Here is a 17494-nt window from a genome sequence, read left to right as displayed (position 1 = left end):
TCAGGCCTCCGGTGAGCGCGCGTCGTAGCGCAGGAAGGCACGCCACCGCGCCGCGAGCAGGGCCACGGCGACGACGCACGCGACGCCGCCCCCGACGATCGCCACCCGCGGCGAGACCGCCTGGCCGACGGACCCGGCCAGGAAGTCGCCGAGCCGCGGCCCGCCCGCGACGACCACGATGAACACGCCCTGCAGCCGCCCGCGCATGGCGTCCGGGGTGGCCGCCTGGAGCATCGTGTTGCGGAACACCATGGAGATCATGTCCGAGCACCCGGCGACCGCGAGGAAGAAGACACCGAGCCACAGGTTCCGGGTGAGGCCGAACACCGCGATCGCCGTGCCCCAGGCCGCCACCGACACCACGATCATGAGCCCGTGGCGGTGCACGCGGCCCTGCCAGCCCGAGAACACCCCGCCGAGCATCGCCCCCACCGCGGGCGCCGCCGCGAGCAGCCCCGCCGTCTTCGCGTCACCGCCGTACCAGACCACCGCGACCGCCGGGAACAGCGACCGCGGATGCGCGAGGACCATCGCGCACAGGTCGGTGAAGAAGGTCATGCGGAGGTTGGGGCGGGTGGCGAGGAAGCGCAGGCCGTCCATGACGGAGGCGCGCTGCCGCTTGCCATCGGCCGCCCCGGCGCCGCCCCCGGCCGCGTCGTCGCTCCCGGGGCGCATCGCGGGCAGCCGCCACATCGCGTACAGCGCCGCCGTGAACGCCACCGCGTCGATGAGGTACGCCGACTGATAGCCCCACAGGCCCACGAGCAGGCCGCCGAGCATCGGGCCGAGGGTGATGCCCGTCGTCATGGTGAGGGAGTTCAGGGCGTTCGCGGCCGGGAGCTGCTCGGCCGGAAGCAGGCGCGGGATCATCGACGCGCGGGCCGGGGCGTTCAGCGCGGCGCACACCGCCTGCAGCGCGACCACGGCGTACAGGAACCACACGTGCTGGTAGTCGAGCAGCGCGCCGCCCGCGAGCGCGATCGACAGGGCGCACAGGCCGACCGCCGAGTACAGGCCCACCTTGCGGCGGTCCACGGTGTCGGCGACCGCGCCGCCGTACAGGCCGAACACCACCAGCGGTACGAGCGTGAAGAGCCCGACCAGGCCGACGGCGAAGCTGGAGCGGGTGATGTCGTACACCTGGAGCGACACGGCGAGCGACGTCATCGCCTGGCCGATCCAGGAGATGGTGTTGCCGACCCAGAGCCGCCGGTAGTCGACGGAGGTGCGCAGCGGGGTCAGGTCGGCGAAGAGGCGCCGCTTTATGAGGGGGTCGCCCGGCTCGGCTGCCGGAGGGTCGTCCTGCTTCGTCCGGCCGCCAGGTGCGTCTTCCTCGGATGCTCGTGTCACACGGGATGCTAACCGGCACACCTGCGTGCCCCTCAAGGCCTTTTCGACGCGGGCGCCAGAACCGGGGACGGAACCCGCCACGACCAGGACCGAAGCTGTCCTGGACTGCGGCGGCCCGGTTCCGGTGGAAGATCACCCGCCCGGCGGCGCCCCGCCCGGCGCACCCCAGCGCGCGCCCGGCCGCGGGCCGCCGCACGATGCGAGACAGGGCCGCCGTCCGGCGGCCCGCACGGTCTGCGCTCTCGGGAGGATCTGCCATGACCGTCAGCCTGGAACAGCTGCGCCGCTGCCATATCGCCGTCGACCTGGGGGCCGCGCGGACCCGCGTGTACGTCAAGGGCGCGGGCCTCGTCGTCGACGAGCCGAGCGCCGCCGCCGTCAACACCCGCACCGGTGCGCTGATCGCGGTGGGCCAGTTCGCGGAGCAGATGACGGGGCGTACGCCCGGATACATCCGCGTCGTGCGGCCCGTGTCCGGCGGATCCGTCGTCGACATCGAGATGTGCCAGCGGATGCTGCGGCACCTGCTCGGCGAGAAGCTGCGCCGCACGCTGCGCCGCAAGCCGCGGCTGCGGGCCGCCGCGTGCACCCCGCACGACGCGGACCCCCTCGCCCAGCGGGCGGCGGTCGAGACCATGGTGGGCCTCGGCGCGCGCCGCGTGGAGCTGGTCGACACGCTCATCGCGGCGGCGGTGGGCTGCGGGCTGCCCGTGGAGCGCCCGGAAGCCACCATGATCCTGGTGTGCGGGGCCGCGACCACGCAGGTGGCCGTCCTCTCCCTCGGCTCGATCGTGACGGCCGAGCGGATCCCCGTCGGCGGCGAGGCCATCGACCACGCGATCGTGCAGCATCTGCGCCACCAGCACGAGCTGATGCTGCCCTCGCAGTCGGTACGTCCCCTCCAGCTCGCCCTCAGCGGCAACGGCCTGACCCCGCACGGCCCGGAGTCCACCGAGATCCACGGCCGGGACGTGGCGACGGGCCTCGCCCGCTCGGTGCAGGTGGAGACGGCTGCCGTCCGTGACGCCATCCACACGCCGCTGACCGCGGTCCTCGACGGCATCGGCAAGGTGTTGCGGGACTGCCCGCCCGACCTGGTGGCGGACCTCGCCGACCGCGGGATCATGATGGTCGGCGGCAGCGCGCTGCTCCCCGGCCTCGACCAGATGCTCGTGAACGCGACGGGCATGCCCGTACGCATCGCGGAGCGGCCCGACGTGTGCGCGGTGCTCGGCCTGGGTGCGATGCTCGAAGGCAAGATCCAACCACTGGTCCTCGACCCGCTGGCCGGCTGACCGCCAGCGGGCGGGGCCCCGAACCGACGGGGAAGCGCGCCGCCGACATGCCCGAGGACATCACACCCCCGCTGCCCCTCCTCCTCGACGCCGTCCTCAGCGTCGGCACCGAGCTGGAACTCCACGCCACGCTCCAGCACATCGTGACCAGCGCGGTACGCCTGAGCGGCGCCCGCTCGGGCGTACTCGAGGTCGGCGAAGGGCCGGGCGGCGGGGTGGGCGAGGTGTTCACGGCGGGGGTGGAGGTGGGAGCGGGGGCCGAAGAGGGCGGCGAGGCGTCCGCGCCGGGCGTCGCCCCGGGCACCCTGAGCGTTCCCATCCTCGTGCGCGACGAGGAGTTCGGGATCCTGCACCTGACCCCCGGGGGCGCCGGAGGGTTCAGCGACGCCGACCGCGGGCTGCTGCGGGTGCTCGCCGGGCAGGCCGGGATCGCCGTCGGCAACGCCCGCCTGTACGAGACCGCCCGCCAGCGCGAACGCTGGATCGAAGGTGCCGCGGCCGTCACCACCGCGCTGCTCACCGGCGAGGCCGCCGCGGACGCCCTGATGACGGTGGCTCAGCAGGCCCGGCTGCTCGCGGGCGCGGCCGCCGGGGTCGTCCTCCAGCCCACGCCCGCGGGCGGCATGACCATCGTGGCCGCGGCGACGGACGCCGCGGGCGGCGGACTTCCGCCCGAGCGCCGCAGGCACCCCGCGGCTGCCGCCCAGAACGACCTCATCGGCACCACCATCGAGCCCGGCAGCGCCGTCCTCGAACAACTCCTCGGCGGCGAACCGGTGTTCATCGAGGACTCCGCGACCGACCCGCGCATGACGACGCACGTACGGTCCCGCTTCGGGCCCAGCATGATGCTGCCCCTCCAGGCGGGCGGCCGCCTCATCGGCACCCTCGCGCTGCCGCGCCGCCGCGGCGACCGCCCCTACACGGCCGTCGAACGGCTCCTCGCCACCCAGTTCGCCTCCCAGGCCGCGCTCGCCCTCGTCCTCGCCGACGCGCAGCAGTCCCGGCAGCGCCTCGCCGTCTTCGAGGACCGTGACCGGATCGCCCGTGATCTGCACGACCTCGTCGTCCAACGCCTCTTCGCCACCGGCATGATGCTGGAGTCGACGCGGCGCAGGGCCGGTTCGGCGCCGGTGGGGGCGGCGCTCGACCACGCCGTGGACGAGCTGGAGTCCACCATCCAGGAGGTGCGGACGGCCATCTTCGCGTTGCAGCAGCCGCCTGCCGACGCGCCGACGACGTTCCGGGGGAAGGTGCTCAAGGAGACGGCCGGGGCGGCCGCGCTGCTCGGCGTGCAGCCGTCCGTCCACTTCAGCGGTGCCGTGGACACCCGCGTGACCGATCCGGTCGCGGGGCGGCTCCTGCGGGCCCTGCGCCGGGCCCTCGCCGCGGCGTCCCGGCGGGTCGCCGTCACCCGGGTCGACGTCGCCGTCGACGCGGGGGTCGGGTTGCCCGACGGGCGGGGCGGGGTGCGGCTCACCGTGTACGACGACGGGGAGACGGACGGGGTGAGCGCGGGGACCACGGTGACGTGGCAGGCCCCACTCTGACCCTCCGGGGGCGTGAGTGTCCCCTTCGGGTGGGACAGCCCGCCCCTGCCCGGAGGGCGAGCGGGGGTGGGCGGGGGGAAAAGCCCGTCCGGCGATTGAGGACGAGCCAGGCCGCAGGCCGCGATCGGGGGCGCCGTGGCCCAGGTGGAGGCATCCGCACGCCGTCCGGCCCACGGCTACAGCGGCACCACGGACACCTCCGTCGCCTTCACGCTCGTCCAGACGGCGCCCCCGTCCGCCAGGGCGAGCTCGGCCGCGGCGGCGGGGGTGATCTCGGCGACGAGGTCGGGGGCGTCCGGGGAGGTGACGAGCACGCGCAGCCGGCTACCGGCCGCGGTGATCTCGCGGACGGTCCCGGGCCACACGTTGCGCGGGCTGCCCGCGGGCTTCTCCCGGTGGACGGACACCGCTTCGGGGGCGATGACGGCGAGCGCCCGCACGCCCGCGTCGAGGGGATCGGCGACGACGAGCCGCCCGCCCTCGGCGAGGACGAGCGCACCGTCGGGGGCCACCGTGCCGGGCCACGCGTTGCGCCCCAGCATCCGGGCCACCCAGGGCGAGCGCGGATGCCGGGTGACCTCGGCGGGCGCCGCGTCCTGCAGGGCGCGGCCCTCGTCGAGCACGAGGACCCGGTCGGCGAGGGACACGGCCTCCACCGGGTCGTGCGTGACGATGAGGCAGACCCCGCCGAAGCCGTCGAGGTGCCCCCGCAGGGTGTGCCGGACGTGCGCCCGCGTCGTCTGGTCGAGCGCGGCCAGGGGCTCGTCGAGGAGCAGCAGCCGGGGCCGCGCGGCGAGGGCCCGGGCGAGGGCGACCCGCCCGGCCTGCCCGCCCGAGAGCTGCGCGGGCCTGCGGTGCGCGAGGTGCCCGACGCCGAGCCGGTCGAGCCACGCCTGCGCGGCCCGCCGCGCCTCGGCGCGGGGTACGCCCGCGGCCCGCAGCCCGTACGCCGTGTTGCCGAGTGCGCTCAGGTGCGGGAAGAGGGCGCCGTCCTGGGGCACCCAGGCGACCCCGCGCCGGTGCGGCGCGAGCCGGGTGACGTCGGCGTCGCCGAGGCGCAGGGCGGCGTGCGCGCGGGGCGTCAGGCCGAGGAGGGCGCGCAGGAGGGTGGTCTTGCCCGCGCCGTTGGGCCCGACGACGGCGATGGTGGTGCCGGGTTCGGCGTCGAGGGTGAGGCGGGTGAAGCCGGTGACGTCGGCGTGCAGCGCCCAGCTCCCACCGGGTCCGGTCGCCCCGGTGAGGCGGTCGACGGCGAGCGGGTCCTGTACCGGGTCGCCGCTCGCATTCCGTACCGGGCCGCCGCTCGGATCCCGTACCGGGCCGCCGCTCGGATCCCGTACCGGGCCGCCGCTCGCCACCTGGTCGGCGTCGGACCGCGGCCCACCCGCGGCGTCGGCACCCGAACCACGCGCGCCCTCGGAGGCCCCGCCTCCCCCCGTCCACCGCCCCCGCAGCGCCACAAGCACCGCCATCGCGATGGCCAGGAGCAGCAGGGACACCGACGTGGCGGCTTCCGGCGAGTCCTGGAGGAGCAGGTACACCTGGAGCGGGAGGGTCTGCGTGGTGCCGGGCAGGTTCCCCGCGAACGTGATCGTCGCGCCGAACTCGCCGAGCGCCCGCGCCCAGGTGAGCGCGGCCCCGGCGGCGAGGCCGGGCGCGACCATGGGCAGGGTGACGGTGCAGAACACCCGGGCCGGGGAGGCGCCGAGGGACGCGGCCGTCTCCTCGTAGCTGGGCCGCAGCCCGGCGATCGCGCCTTCGAGGCTGATGACGAGGAACGGCATGGAGACGAACGTCGCCGCGACCACCGCGCCGGAGGTGTGGAAGGGCAGGACGACGCCGAAGGTGTCCTCGAGCCAGGGCCCGAGGAGCCCGCGCCGCCCGAAGCCGAGGAGCAGCGCCACCCCGCCGACGGTCGGCGGCAGCACCATCGGCAGCAGGACGAGGGACCGGACCAGCGCCTTCCCCGGGAACGGGACCCGCGCGAGCAGCCAGGCCAGCGGCACGCCGAGCAGCAGGGAGAGCCCGAGCGCCCAGAAGGACACGACGAGGGACAGCTGGAGCGCCTCGGTCACCCCGGGGCTGGTCAGGTGATCGCCGAGCTGTCCCCACTCCGTACGCGCCAGGACCCCGACGAGGGGCATCAGCAGGAACGAGACGGCGAGCAGCGCCGGCACCGCGAGCACGAGCGGCGCGCGGACACGGCCCCCGCCCGGCCGGGGTCGGCTGCGGAAGCGGTTCATCGGTGGTCCTGACGTACGGGAGGGATCAGCGGGTCACGGAGGGGACGGCAGGGACGGACAAGGCGGAGCGGGGCTTGCGCGAAGCGGGGCGGGGCGGGGCGGGCCCGTCCCGTGGTCACGGCTTCTGGAAGCCCGCCTCCTGAAGGATCTTCTGCGCCTCGGGCGTGCTCAGCCACTTCACGAACGCCTCCGCGGCCTCCTTGTGCCCGGACTCCTTGAGGGTGGCGGCCGGGTAGGACGCCACGGCGTTCTGCGCGTCGGGGATGGTGACGGCGTCGACCTTGTCGGGGGCGGTCGCGGCATCCGTCTTGTAGACGACGCCCGCGTCGGCCTCGCCCAGCTCGACCTTGCTGAGCACACCGCGCACGCTCGCCTCCTGCGAGACGGGCTCGACCTTGAGCTTCTGGGCGTCGAGCACCTGCTGGCTGTAGCGCCCGACGGGCACCTCGGGGGCGGCGAGCACGACCTTGAGGTCGCTGTCGGTGAGGTCCTCAAGGCTCTTGATCTTCTTGGGGTTGCCGTCGCGCGTCGCGATGACGAGGCGGTTCTTGGCGATGACGGTCGGCGAGCCGACGTCGGACTTCAGGCCGTCCATGGTCTTGGTGTCGGCGGTGACCAGCGCGTCGGCGGGCGAGCCCTGCTTGACCTGCGCGGCCAGTTCCTGCGAACCGGCGAAGGAGAAGGTGAGCTTCGTGCCGGGGTGCTTCTTCTCGTACGCGGTCTCGACGGTCTTGAACACGTCGGTGAGCGACGCGGCGGCGAGCACGGTCAGATCGGCCTTGGGCACGGCACCGGCCGTGCCGCCCTCACCGCCCTTGTCCTTCTCGCTGCCGCCGTCGCCGTCGTCACCGCAGGCGGCGAGCGGCAGGAGCAGCGCGGCGGCGGCCACCGCGGCGGCGGCACGGCGCCGGGTCCGGGTCCGGGTCCGGGTCCGCGGGGAGCGGACGGCACGGGAGAGCGACGAGGCAGGGGAAACGGGGGGCATGAGCGGGGCTCCTGGTCTGCGTTCGAGGGGTTCAGACGCGGTCGATGTGCACGCTGGTGGACTTCACCCGGGCAGTGGCCTCCATGCCGACCTCCAGGCCGAGCTCCTCCACCGCCTCGCGGGTGAGCAGCGAGACCAGGCGGTGCGGGCCCGCCTGGATCTCGACCTGCGCGGCCACGTCGCCGAGCTTCACGGCGGTGACGATGCCGGGGAACGCGTTGCGCGCGGACGTGTACGTGTCCTCGTCCCCGGTGGTCCCGGCCCGGGCCAGCTCCACGGAGAACGCCGCCAGGTCGCGCCCGTCGATGACGCGGCGCCCGGCGTCGTCACGGCGCGTGACGACCCGCCCGGCGTCCGCCCAGCGGCGGGCGGTGTCGGGGCTGACGCCGAGGAGCCGGGCGGCCTGACCGATGGTGTAGGACTGCATGTGCAGCACGATAAGCCCGTTTGCCTGGCAGTTGTAAAAGTTCGGGCGAACCTACATCGCAGATGCGAGGCGGCCTTCTGCCTGCTGGACGAAGCGCCAAGGCGGCACGGAGGCCCGGTGGCAGGTGGCCCGGTGGCAGGTGGCCCAGAGACGCGCAGGCCCGGTGGCCCGGAGAGACCCGCCGGCCCGGGGTCCCGGAGAAACCCGTCGGCCCGGGGTCCCGGTCCGGCGTCCCGTCACCGCGCCTCCGTGCTGCGTACCGTCAGGATCCGCACCGCCCGCTCCCCCGCGTGCCCGTCCCGGCCGTGCCAGCAGCGGTAGTTGTCGAGTACGAGGATGTCGCCCGCGTCGAGCCAAAAGCGCGGCAGCGCGCCTTCGAGGCCGTGCACGGTCCGCGTGAAGCGGTCGAGCAGGGCGGTGACCCGCTCGGCGTCCGGGTCGCGGTGCAGGGGCACCGCGCCGTCGGTGCGCCGCACGATCCGGCGCCCGGTGCGCGTCCACTCCACGTGCCGCCCGACGCGCGGCGTCGCGGGCAGCCCGCGCAGGCCCGCCCACGCCCCGTACAGATCCACGTCGCACCCCGTCAGGAAGTCCGCGAGCTCGGGGTCGGCCGCGGCCAGGCCGTCCACGAACCGGCCCGCGTCCAGGGCGAAGGAGTGCCCGCCGGACGGCGCCGGACGCAGACAGCGCACGAAGACGTGGTCCTCGTCGGGGTGGCGGCGCCTGCTGGGTACGCCGCCGACGTCCACCGACACGTCGAAGCTGTCCGCGTGCAGGTGGACGGGGCCGCCGTCCCGCGAGGTCCGCAGCCGCTGCGGGTACAGCTCGCGCAGCCGGGCCCCGAGCACCCGCGCGGCGGCGAGGGTGAGGGGGTCGGCGCCGCCGCCGTCGTACGCGGCCAGGACGACGGCGCCGTGCTCGGCGAGCAGGCCGGGGGCTTCGTCGACGCGCTCGGGCGGGACGCGGGGCGGCACGATGCCGTGGCCGGGCGCGGCGCCCGGGAGCGGGTCACGCATCGCGTGCGCCCGCCTCCACAGGCTCCCGCCGCGCGAACCCGCGCGCGCTCGGCACCAGGGCCGCCGCCGCGGGCGCCGCGAAGCACAGCACCGCGCACACGGCGAGCACGGGCCGGGGCCCGAACTGCTCGATGGCCGGGGCGATCAGGGCGAGCCCGGCGGGCGCGAGGCCGTAGGACAGCATGAAGTCCAGGGACGAGACGCGGGCCAGCTTGTCGGGGGCGACCTCGCGCTGCGTCGCCGTGAACCAGGGCACGTTGAACAGTTCGATGCCGATCCCCGCCACCACGTACGCGGCCACGACGACCGCCCAGTGCACGGGAAGCAGCAGGCTCAGCGGCGCGAAGCCGTACAGGCCGAGGCCCGCGAGCGCGGCCCAGCCCTGCGCGCGGGGGCGCCAGCGCGCGACGACGACGGCTCCGCCGAGCGCGCCCAGCGTGTACGCGGTCATGGCGGCGGCGAGGACGAAGCCGGTGTCGTACTTGTCGCGGCTGACCAGCGGGAGCGCGACGCCGGTCGCCGAGTAGCCGGTGCTGATGACGACGGTGAGCGCGCCGAGCCCGGCGAGGAACCAGGGGTGGCGCCGCGCCTCGCGCAGCCCTTCCGCGAACTCCGCGAAGAACGAGGGCCGTCGGCGGTCGCCCACGCCTTCCCCGTCGGTGTCGGCCCCGCTCCCGGTCGCGGCCTCCGCGGTCCCCCGCCGCCCCGCCCCGGGTCCCGGCACCAGCGCGGCCGCCAGCCACAGCGCCCCGATCCCGAGCAGCAGCGTCCAGGTGTCGAGGACGACGGCGAGCAGCGCCGTCAGGGAGGGACCGGCGAGGGTGGTGGCGCGTACCGACAGGGTCATCGCGGCATTGGCCGCCTGGCGGCGGTCCTCGTCGACGACTTCGGCGGTGAGCGCCTGGAAGGCGGGGCGGCACGCGCCCTGCCCCGCGCCCGCGACCACGGCCGCGGCGAGCATCAGCGGCAGCGACCGCCCGAGCCCGAGGGCGAGCAGCGGGGTCGCGGTCGCGGCGGCGAGGCCGGCCCACAGGACGACGCCGCGCCGCGAGTACCGGTCGGCGAGGACCCCGCCGACGGCGACGGCCACGAGGAAGCCTGCGGTACGGGCGGCGAGCAGCAGGCCGAGCGTCGCCGCGCCGATGGTCCGGTCGAGGACGGCGAGCCCGAGGACGAACGGCAGCGCCCAGGTCGCGAGCCCGGACGCGGTGGTCCCGCACCAGAGCCGCAGGAAGGCCAGGTCCCGCAGCACACCGGGCCCCCGGGCCGCCTCCTCGGCGGCGCCGTCCTCCTGGGCCTCGTCGGCCCCCGTCCGTATCGGCGTAGTCGCCACGTCACGCACTCCTCTCCTGACGGTCCGCACCGGCCTCCCACGGCCCGCGTACGGATCTCGAAATCGTTATGGGGCCCGCTACCGCCACCCAACCGACCTGCGAAGAGAGGCAGTTGAAGAGGGCCGGTGACCCGTCACCGGGCGGCGGCGGACACCCCGGAACCCATTAATGAAAATGATTGCCATTACAGTACCCTTATCGCGTCCCACCCCAGACCGGAGGTCCCATGCGCCACCGCCACCCCGCCCGCTACGGCATAGCCGCCCTCACGCTCGCCCTCACGGCCGTCGGCTGTTCGTCGTCCGACGGCGGCGGCTCCGCTTCGGACGACAGGGCGGGCGGCCGGGAGACGACCGTCACGAGCTGCGGCCGGAAGCTGAGCTTCGACGGACCGCCCGAGCGCACCGTCGCCCTCGACCAGTCCGCCACGGAGGTGCTGCTCGAACTCGGCCTCCAGGGCCGCATGGCCGGCACGTCCAACCTGAAGACGAAGATCGCGCCCGAGTACCGGAAGGCGTACGACACCGTCGACGTGCTCAGCCCGAAGATCCTCACCAGCGAGCAACTGCGCGCCGCGACACCGGACTTCACCATCGGCGGCTTCACCGACTACTTCACCAAGGACCGCGTCGGCACCCGCGAGGAGCTCGCGGGGCTCGGTCTGCCGTCGTTCGTGAGCGCCGTGGACTGCCCCAAGCAGAACGCCGGGGCGGGGCAGAAGGCCAAGTCGCCCTTCGAGCTGCTCTTCCAGGACTACCGGGACCTCGGCCGGATCTTCGGCGTGGAGAAGCGGGCCGCGAAGCTGGTCGAGAAGCAGCGCGCCACGCTCACGGAGGCGGCGCGGACCAAGGACCGGGTCAAGGGCGAACCCACCGTCGTCTGGCTGTACTCCGTCTACGGCGACACCCCGTACGTCGCGGGCAGGAGCGCGATCCCCAGCGAGATGAGCAGGACCGTCGGCGCGAAGAACGCCTTCGACGACATCGACGAGGACTGGCCGACCGTCACCTGGGAACAGATCGCCGAGCGGAACCCGGACTTCATCGTGATCGGCGACCTGTCGGAGCGCGGCAAGCCCGGTGACAGCGCGGCCGACAAGCTCAAGGCGATCCGTGCGAACCCGGTGACGGCGAAGCTCGACGCCGTCGAGAAGAAGCGGTTCATCGAGATCCCGGGCACGGAGATGGACCCGTCCGTCCGCACCGTCGGCGCGCTGCCGCGCCTCACGGCCGGGATGAAGGACCTCGGGTATGCCCGCTAGCCCGGGCTCCCTCGACCTGCTGCACCCCTCGGCCCGTGACATCGCGGCCCGTGACATCGCGGCCCGTGTCACCGCGGCGCCACCGGTTCCGCGGGGCCCGGCCCCGGAGCGGACGGCGCGCCGCGCGCGTCTGTCCGCCCCCTCGGCGGTGTCCCTCCACCTCCTCACCGGCCTCGCCCTCGCCGTCTCCCTCGTGGCGTCCGTCCGGATCGGCACCACCGACGTGTCGTACGCCGACGTGGTGCGCACCGCCGGGTTCCATCTGGGCCTGGACGTCGAGCCGTTGCCGCGTCTGGTGGACTCGCTGATCTGGGACCTGCGGGTGCCGCGGGTGCTGATGGCGGCGCTGGTGGGGGCCTCGCTCGCGGTGTGCGGCGCGGCGCTCCAGGCGATCACGCGCAACGCGCTCGCCGACCCCTACCTCCTCGGCATCTCCTCGGGGGCGTCGACGGGCGCGGTCACGGTGGTCGTGCTCGGGGTCGGGTCCGCCTCGCTCGGGGTGACCGGCGGCGCGTTCGTGGGCGCGCTGGTGTCGTTCGGGCTGCTGATGCTGCTCCTCAGGAAGGGCGGCCTGGACTCGGTCCGGGTGGTGCTCACCGGTGTGGTCGTCTCGCAGCTCTTCACGGCGCTGACCTCGCTCGTCCTGATGGCGTCCGGCGACTCCGAGGCGATCCGGGCGATCACGCAGTGGCTGCTCGGCTCGATGGCCCCGGCGCGCTGGGACACCACGGCGGTGACCGCGGCGGTGACGGCGGCGGGGCTGCTCGTCCTGTGGCTCAACTCGGCTGCCCTGGACGGTTTCTCGTTCGGTACGGACACGGCCGCGTCCCTCGGGGTGGACGTCCGCAGGACGCGCTGGACGCTGCTCGTCGTGACGTCCCTGATGACGGCGGTGGCCGTGGCGTCCGTGGGCGCCATCGGGTTCGTCGGCCTGATCGTGCCGCACGGCGTGCGGTTCCTCGTCGGGCCGCCGCACCGGACGCTGCTCCCGCTGTCGGCGCTGGTCGGCGCGGTGTTCCTGGTGTGGACGGACGCGCTCGCGCGGGTCGCGTTCGCACCGCAAGAGGTGCCCGTCGGGGTGTTCACGGCGCTGCTCGGCGTGCCGCTGTTCCTGCTGGTCCTGCGCAAGCGGGGGGAACTGTGAGGATCACCGCCGAAGGCCTCGGCTGGTCCGTGGCGGGCAGACGCGTCGTCGACGGCGTCGGCCTGGACATCGCGCCGGGCGAGACGGTCGGCCTGATCGGCCCCAACGGCTCCGGCAAGTCCACGCTGCTGCGCTGTCTCGCGGGTCTTCGCGCTCCGACGTCCGGCTCGGTCTCGTACGACAAGGAGCCGATCCGGTCGTGGAGCGCGCGCCGGATCGCCCGCCACGTGGCGTTCGTGGAGCAGGCCGCCGACACCGACAGCGACCTGCGGGTCGTGGACGTGGTGACGCTCGGCCGTACGCCCTTCGGCGACCGGTGGCGCGGCTTCGGTGCGCGGGACCGGGCCGTCGTGGCCGCGGCCCTCGACCGCCTCAGCCTCACCGAGCTGGGCGAGCGCCCCTGGAAGGCACTGTCGGGCGGCGAGCGCCAGCGCGCCCACATCGCCCGCGCCCTGGCCCAGCAGCCGTACGCGATCCTGCTCGACGAGCCGACCAACCACCTCGACGTGAAGCACCAGTTGGAGCTGCTCGACCTGCTCGCGGCCACCGACCAGACCGTCCTGGTCGCGCTGCACGACCTGTCCCTCGCCGCCCGCTACTGCGACCGGCTGCTCCTGCTGCACGACGGCCGCCTCGTCGCCGACGGGGCGCCGAGGGAGGTCCTGACGCCACCGCTGCTCGCCGAGGTGTTCGAGGTGGACGCGGTGACGGGGCCGGACGCGCTCGGGCACCTCGCGGTCGCGTACCGGGGTGTCGCCGCGCCCGCCACCCCCGCGGGCACGCCCGCGTCCCCCGCCCCCGCGCCTCTCGTCCCGGCGGCCCGCCCCGCCCCCGCCCCCGAACCCGCCGACTCCCCCACCCCGAAGGAGACCTCATGGACCGCACGGCCGAAGGAGGCCTGATGGACGCCACGGCCACCGGAGCCGCCCTGCTCGACCAGTTGCCGCCGCCGCTGCCCGCCGCGCGCGTCATCGCGCTCAACCAGCCCAAGGCGGACCTGCACACCTCCCGCTCCTACGCCTGGAACGGCTGGGCCTTCGACGTGCCGCCCGGCGTGTTCATACCGGGCTGGACCAGCCGCCTCATCCACGAGCGGCTGCTCGACGGCCGCATCGAGACGCGCTTTCGCCGGTACGCGGCGATGGGCGCCGGACTCGGCGTGGAGGCGGTCGCCGCGGGCGTGCGCGGGGCCCGCGAGATCTACGCGCTCGACGTGCACCCCGAGAGCGTCGCCACGACGGCCCGGCACTACGCCCGCCTGGTCGGCGAGCGCCCCGGCACCCGCCTCTTCCCCCTCGTCGGCGACGTCTTCGAGGCGCTGCCCGCGGGCGTCCGGCTCGACGTCGTGACGTTCAACCCGCCCGCGGTCAGCCAGCCGGTCAGCGAGGACCCCGACGTCGTACGGAACGTGTGCGTGGGGGCGCCACTGCTCGCGCGCTTCTTCGCGCAGCTCGCGGAGCGGGACCTGCTCGCGCCGGGCGGCGAGGTGTACGTGATCGTGTCGAACACCGCCGATCTGCGCGCCATCGTCGGGGACGCGCTGGCCAGGGGCTTCACGACGGAGGTCGACCATCTGCACGACTGGGAGGACGGCGTCCTGACGTTCCTCCTCAAATTCCAGCTCACGTCCTCGCGCCAGTCCCCGCCCCCGTCCCAGGCCGCATCCCCTTCCCGGCCCTCGTCCTCTTCCCCGCTCGCATCCCCTCCCCAGCCCTCGTCCCCCTCCCAGCCCTCGTCCCCTCCCCAGTCCCCATCCTCTTCTCAGCCGACCCCCGGAGGCTTCGCGTGAAGACCGTCGACGAACTCCTCTCCGCCGTCCTCGCCGGTGAACTCGGCCCGGATCCCGCCGAGTTGACTGCCACCAGCGTGTTCTGGATCCATCACGGCACGCGGCTCGCGGGCGGCGACGTCACCTACCTCAACCAGTACGTCCTCGTGCGGGTCGGCGGAGCCTTCGGCGGCTGCGCCTTCGAGGCGGGCGAGATCGACCCGGCCATCTGCCGGGACGCTTCGGGCAGTTCGCTGGCCACGCTGCTCCGGCAGGCGCCGCGGGCGCTGCGGACGGCCGCGCTCGACGCCTACCTGGCCGCCGTCTCACCGCACCGCGAGGCCGCGGGCGCCGAGCCCGTGACGCTGCCCGCCGGGCCGCCCGAGGTCCGCGCGGTGGCGCGGGACACGGCCATAGCGGGCCTCCTCGACATCGAGCCCGGCGCCAAGGTCGCCCTGATCGGCGTCGTCAACCCGCTGGTGGCGGCGATCCGCGAACGCGGCGGCGACCCGCTGCCCTGCGACCTCAACCTGCGCACGACCCAGTGGGGCGACCCCGTCAGCGACGACATGCACGAGGTGCTCGCCACGGCCGACGCCGTCGTCGCCACCGGCATGACCCTCAGCAACGGCACCTTCGACACGATCCTCGCCCGCTGCCGCGAGCGCGGCGTGCCGCTGATCGTGTACGCGCAGTCTGGCAGCGCGGTGGCGCGGGCGTTCCTGGGCGCAGGGGTGACCGCGCTGTCCGCGGAGCCGTTCCCGTTCTCCCAGTTCAGCGCCGAGCCGACGGCGCTGTACCGGTACCGGGCGGAGCCGCGCGCGAAGGGCGGGTCGTGAGGGGCGCGGCGCCGCAGGACGGGCCCGGCACCGGCACACGCACGGACCCGCGCACCACCACCAGCGGGGGCACCACGACCGGCACCGGCACCAGCACCGGCACCGGGCACGCCGCCTGCCACCACGGCGAGATCCTCCAGGGGGTCTTCCTCGACGAGCGCGGGCGGCGGCGGGCGGGCCTGGTCACCCTGCCGTTGCCCGCGCTCGGCACCCGGGCGGAGTTCGTGCGCCGCCCGGACGCCGAGGACGTCACGGTGGTGCCCGCCGACCGCACCAAGGCGCTGCGGGCCGCCACCTACGCGATGGCGGAATGCGCGACGCACTGTCAGGAGCCCCTGTGCGGCGGCGAGTTGCGGCTGTCGGGCGCCATACCCGTGGGGCTCGGCATGGGCTCGTCGAGCAGTGACGTGATCGCCGCGGTGCGCGCGGTCGCGGACGCGTTCGGGGTGCTCCTCGCGCCGGAGGCCATCGCCCGGCTCGCGGTGCGCGCCGAGCGGGCGTCGGATCCGCTGATGCTGGACGGCCGCCCGCTCCTCTTCGCCCAGCGGGAGGGCCGGGTCCTTGAGGAGCTCGGCGCCGCGCTGCCGCCAGCGGTCGTCGTCGGCTGCGCGCTCGGCGGCGGGCGGCCCGTGGACACCCTGGCGCTCCCGACGCGCGGGTACGACGACGAGGACGTGCGCGCGTACGAGCGGCTGCGCGCCCTGCTGCGGCGGGCCGTCGCCACCGCGGACCCGGTGCTGCTCGGCCATGTCGCGACCGAGAGCGCACGGCGCGGCCAACGCGTCCTGCCGCACGAGGAGTTCGGGGAGCTCACGGCCATCGCGGGCCGGGTCGGCGCGGTGGGCGTGCAGGTCGCGCACAGCGGCAATGTGGCGGGCCTGCTCTTCGACCCGGCGGCCGCGGACCTGCGGGGGCGGCTGCGCCGCTGCTCCCAGGCGCTGGCGGCGGCGGGCATCCCGGCCACGTACACCTTCGCGACGGACCCGAGGCGGACCGCTCCCCTGCCAGGCCACTCGAACTCCCGCCCCCACACCGCCATTTCACACATCTTCACGGAGGAGCACCCGCATGGAAGAGACGGTAGCGACACAAGAGACAGCAGAGACGGACGAAGCGGGCGAGATGCACGAGGTGGACGGGATGGACGGGATGGACGGGATGGACGAGCACATCGCGGAGGCGATCGGCCGCCCCGACCTGATACGTGTCGACGAGGGGCTCATCTGCCTGCGCTTTGAGACCATGAAGGTCGTGTCGGCGCTCGCCGCGGTCCGCCATCTCCTGGACACGGGCGCGGTACGCCGCGGCGACACCCTCCTCGACAGCTCCAGCGGCATCTACGCGTACGCCCTCGCCCTGGCCTGCCACCGCTACGGCATGCGCTGCCACATCGTCGGCTCCACCACCGTCGACCGCGCCCTGCGCACCCAACTCGCCGTCCTGGGAGCGCGCCTGGAGCAGATGCCGCCGAGCTCCGACCTGAAGCTGGACCAGAAGCGGCGGGTCGCCCGCGTGCACGAGATCCTGGCCGCGCACCCCGACTACCACTGGATGCGGCAGTACCACGACGACATCCACTACCTCGGCTACCGCGCGATCGCCGACCGCGTCCGCGCGGCGGCGCCCGCGGACGGCGGACCGCTCACCCTGGTCGGCGGGGTGGGCTCGGGAGCTTCGACGGGTGCGCTGGCCCGGTACCTGCGGGCGGACGGTACGGGTCCAATCCGGCGGGCGGACGGCGCGGGGCCGGTGCGGCTCGTGGGCGTGCAGCCCTTCGGCAGTGTCACGTTCGGCAGCGAGCACGTGGCCGACCCGGAGATCATCATCGCGGGGATCGGCAGCTCGATCCCGTTCGCCAACGTGTCGCACACGGCGTACGACACCGTCCACTGGCTGTCGTTCGACACCGCCCTCGCCGGGAGCGTCGACCTGCTGCGCCGCCACGCCGTGTTCGCGGGCCTGTCCACCGGCGCGAGCTACGCGGCGGCCCGCTGGGAGCACGCCCGGGTCCCGGGCGGCACCACGGTGTTCCTCGCGGCCGACACCGGCCACCGCTACGTCGACACGGTCTTCGCCCGCCACGCCGAGGCCGCCGACCTGGACGGCCTCGCACCCCGCACGGTGTCGTCGGCGGCGGAGCTGGCCCTGCCGTGGTCGCGGATGGAGTGGGCCGGGGCGGAGGCGCCCGCCCAGGCGGAGACGCCGGACGGGACCGGGCGGGGGCCCGTCCATGCGGTCTCCCGGGGACGGGGCCGGGGTTTGGCATGATCGAGGGAGGGCGG

General features: G+C 74.8%; 15 protein-coding genes. 9 read left to right on the top strand and 6 right to left on the bottom strand.

The genetic code is table 11. The annotated features are described in order from the left end of the window. On the bottom strand, positions 1 to 1350 hold the full coding sequence (locus QUY26_RS27835) for an MFS transporter (protein ID WP_436840415.1): 1350 nt from the start codon (positions 1348 to 1350) through the stop codon (positions 1 to 3). Positions 1351 to 1607: 257 nt separating this feature from the next. Here QUY26_RS27835 and QUY26_RS27830 point away from each other — a divergent pair, with 257 nt between their 5' ends. Together QUY26_RS27830 and QUY26_RS27825 are read left to right on the top strand one after the other, a co-directional pair. After that, complete coding sequence (locus QUY26_RS27830; protein ID WP_289951325.1) at positions 1608 to 2645, top strand: rod shape-determining protein; 1038 nt, start codon at positions 1608 to 1610, stop codon at positions 2643 to 2645. A gap of 47 nt (positions 2646 to 2692) precedes the next feature. Further along, positions 2693 to 4195 (top strand): GAF domain-containing protein, encoded by a 1503-nt coding sequence (locus QUY26_RS27825; protein WP_289951323.1) that lies wholly within the window; start codon positions 2693 to 2695, stop codon positions 4193 to 4195. A 176-nt stretch (positions 4196 to 4371) separates the two neighbouring features. Here the strand turns inward: QUY26_RS27825 and QUY26_RS27820 are convergent, their stop codons facing one another. From QUY26_RS27820 to QUY26_RS27800, 5 genes are all read right to left on the bottom strand, one after another. Continuing rightward, the gene (locus tag QUY26_RS27820; RefSeq protein ID WP_289951322.1) at positions 4372 to 6438 is read right to left on the bottom strand and encodes an ABC transporter permease; all 2067 of its coding nucleotides are present in this window, start codon (positions 6436 to 6438) and stop codon (positions 4372 to 4374) included. A 115-nt stretch (positions 6439 to 6553) separates the two neighbouring features. Continuing rightward, positions 6554 to 7423 (bottom strand): molybdate ABC transporter substrate-binding protein, encoded by an 870-nt coding sequence (gene modA, locus QUY26_RS27815; RefSeq protein WP_289951321.1) that lies wholly within the window; start codon positions 7421 to 7423, stop codon positions 6554 to 6556. A gap of 31 nt (positions 7424 to 7454) precedes the next feature. Next, on the bottom strand, positions 7455 to 7850 hold the full coding sequence (locus QUY26_RS27810) for a TOBE domain-containing protein (RefSeq protein WP_289951317.1): 396 nt from the start codon (positions 7848 to 7850) through the stop codon (positions 7455 to 7457). 236 nt (positions 7851 to 8086) lie between these two features. Next, positions 8087 to 8866 carry a TauD/TfdA family dioxygenase gene (locus tag QUY26_RS27805; protein ID WP_289951315.1) on the bottom strand — a complete coding sequence of 260 codons (780 nt, stop codon included), beginning with the start codon at positions 8864 to 8866 and terminating at the stop codon, positions 8087 to 8089. Then, positions 8859 to 10097, bottom strand: coding sequence for an MFS transporter (locus tag QUY26_RS27800; protein ID WP_354670767.1), 1239 nt, complete (start codon positions 10095 to 10097; stop codon positions 8859 to 8861). The genes QUY26_RS27805 and QUY26_RS27800 overlap by 8 nt, the downstream gene beginning before the upstream one ends. A gap of 329 nt (positions 10098 to 10426) precedes the next feature. Here QUY26_RS27800 and QUY26_RS27795 point away from each other — a divergent pair, with 329 nt between their 5' ends. From QUY26_RS27795 to QUY26_RS27765, 7 genes are read left to right on the top strand one after another with little or no spacing between them, the layout of a single operon-like run. Then, complete coding sequence (locus QUY26_RS27795; protein WP_289951312.1) at positions 10427 to 11461, top strand: ABC transporter substrate-binding protein; 1035 nt, start codon at positions 10427 to 10429, stop codon at positions 11459 to 11461. Continuing rightward, positions 11451 to 12605, top strand: a complete 1155-nt coding sequence (locus QUY26_RS27790; protein WP_289951310.1) for a FecCD family ABC transporter permease — start codon at positions 11451 to 11453, stop codon at positions 12603 to 12605. The genes QUY26_RS27795 and QUY26_RS27790 overlap by 11 nt, the downstream gene beginning before the upstream one ends. Continuing rightward, the gene (locus QUY26_RS27785; protein ID WP_289951307.1) at positions 12602 to 13507 is read left to right on the top strand and encodes an ABC transporter ATP-binding protein; all 906 of its coding nucleotides are present in this window, start codon (positions 12602 to 12604) and stop codon (positions 13505 to 13507) included. The genes QUY26_RS27790 and QUY26_RS27785 overlap by 4 nt, the downstream gene beginning before the upstream one ends. Further along, positions 13480 to 14394: a methyltransferase gene (locus tag QUY26_RS27780; protein ID WP_289951305.1), complete on the top strand. Its 915-nt coding sequence runs from the start codon at positions 13480 to 13482 to the stop codon at positions 14392 to 14394. Before QUY26_RS27785 ends, QUY26_RS27780 begins: the two co-directional genes overlap by 28 nt. Then, the gene (locus QUY26_RS27775; RefSeq protein WP_289951304.1) at positions 14391 to 15212 is read left to right on the top strand and encodes a Rossmann-like domain-containing protein; all 822 of its coding nucleotides are present in this window, start codon (positions 14391 to 14393) and stop codon (positions 15210 to 15212) included. The genes QUY26_RS27780 and QUY26_RS27775 overlap by 4 nt, the downstream gene beginning before the upstream one ends. Then, positions 15209 to 16450 (top strand): GHMP family kinase ATP-binding protein, encoded by a 1242-nt coding sequence (locus QUY26_RS27770; RefSeq protein WP_289951302.1) that lies wholly within the window; start codon positions 15209 to 15211, stop codon positions 16448 to 16450. Before QUY26_RS27775 ends, QUY26_RS27770 begins: the two co-directional genes overlap by 4 nt. Then, positions 16371 to 17480, top strand: a complete 1110-nt coding sequence (locus QUY26_RS27765) for a pyridoxal-phosphate dependent enzyme (protein ID WP_289956095.1) — start codon at positions 16371 to 16373, stop codon at positions 17478 to 17480. Before QUY26_RS27770 ends, QUY26_RS27765 begins: the two co-directional genes overlap by 80 nt. The last annotated feature ends 14 nt before the right edge of the window (positions 17481 to 17494 follow it).

This window comes from Streptomyces flavofungini (assembly GCF_030388665.1).
GTDB lineage: Bacteria > Actinomycetota > Actinomycetes > Streptomycetales > Streptomycetaceae > Streptomyces > Streptomyces flavofungini_A.
This window is presented reverse-complemented; position numbering and strand designations above follow the sequence as displayed.

Excerpts from the sequence above, each read along its gene's own strand:
- QUY26_RS27830 (WP_289951325.1), top strand. The coding sequence starts at position 1,608 with ATGACCGTCAGCCTGGAACAGCTGCGCCGCTGCCATATCGCCGTCGAC.
- QUY26_RS27825 (WP_289951323.1), top strand. The coding sequence starts at position 2,693 with ATGCCCGAGGACATCACACCCCCGCTGCCCCTCCTCCTCGACGCCGTC.
- QUY26_RS27820 (WP_289951322.1), bottom strand. The coding sequence starts at position 6,438 with ATGAACCGCTTCCGCAGCCGACCCCGGCCGGGCGGGGGCCGTGTCCGC.
- modA (WP_289951321.1), bottom strand. The coding sequence starts at position 7,423 with ATGCCCCCCGTTTCCCCTGCCTCGTCGCTCTCCCGTGCCGTCCGCTCC.
- QUY26_RS27810 (WP_289951317.1), bottom strand. The coding sequence starts at position 7,850 with ATGCAGTCCTACACCATCGGTCAGGCCGCCCGGCTCCTCGGCGTCAGC.
- QUY26_RS27805 (WP_289951315.1), bottom strand. The coding sequence starts at position 8,866 with ATGCGTGACCCGCTCCCGGGCGCCGCGCCCGGCCACGGCATCGTGCCG.
- QUY26_RS27795 (WP_289951312.1), top strand. The coding sequence starts at position 10,427 with ATGCGCCACCGCCACCCCGCCCGCTACGGCATAGCCGCCCTCACGCTC.
- QUY26_RS27790 (WP_289951310.1), top strand. The coding sequence starts at position 11,451 with ATGCCCGCTAGCCCGGGCTCCCTCGACCTGCTGCACCCCTCGGCCCGT.
- QUY26_RS27780 (WP_289951305.1), top strand. The coding sequence starts at position 13,480 with ATGGACCGCACGGCCGAAGGAGGCCTGATGGACGCCACGGCCACCGGA.
- QUY26_RS27765 (WP_289956095.1), top strand. The coding sequence starts at position 16,371 with ATGGACGAGCACATCGCGGAGGCGATCGGCCGCCCCGACCTGATACGT.